Raw genomic sequence first — 616 nt, 5'->3', positions numbered from 1 at the left:
GAGGCGACACCGAACAAGCGGCTCGACTGGTTAGTCGTTTATCGCGCGATGTGGGCTGACGCGCGTGAAGACAGTTTTTCTACGACCGGCGTCCGCGATGCCGGCGGGCTGTCGGGAAGCTTTGCCGGGAATCAAGTTGAAGTGCGGCTTCGTTACTGGCTTGTTCCTGATCGACTACGTTTCGAATTTGATGGGCTTTTGCTGGCGAAGGGGCGTTTGCTCCGTGAAGCGCCCAACGCACCGGCAAAGGGATGGACGCGCTATGGGTCATTCAATCTCACCGCCGTTTTCTAAGCGACTTAGAATTTTGTTCTGGGAGCCGGGCAATGTGAGTGGATCGCATGGCGGACGCTATCGTAGCGCTGTAGCGTAGGCATATTGCCCATCTTCATCGGGCTGAGCCCGCCAAGCTGTCTCGCAAAGTTCGGGCGTTCTCGATAGATTGCTGACGACCGATGATGGGGCGCGATGCTGATGGTCCGCTTGGACCGGAATGATCGGCCGCTTTCGGCATACCCAGACCTTATAGGGAGCAGTTGTGAACGACTGAGTCTGGTCGGTTGCCGACTCCGAACGACCGTCAGCTATCCACGCATCCCGGCTCCGAACCGGACAG

At 58.0% G+C, this 616-nt stretch carries 1 pseudogene; it reads left to right on the top strand.

The window, feature by feature from the left end:
* Nucleotides 1-294, top strand: a pseudogene (locus OKA11_RS24485) (alginate export family protein); the annotation flags it as partial.
* Nucleotides 295-616 lie beyond the last annotated feature (322 nt).

This window comes from Novosphingobium clariflavum (assembly GCF_026420865.1).
GTDB classification, from domain to species: Bacteria; Pseudomonadota; Alphaproteobacteria; order Sphingomonadales; family Sphingomonadaceae; genus Novosphingobium; species Novosphingobium clariflavum.
The sequence above is the reverse complement of the archived record's forward strand: the minus strand, read 5'-3'. Positions and strand labels throughout refer to the sequence as shown.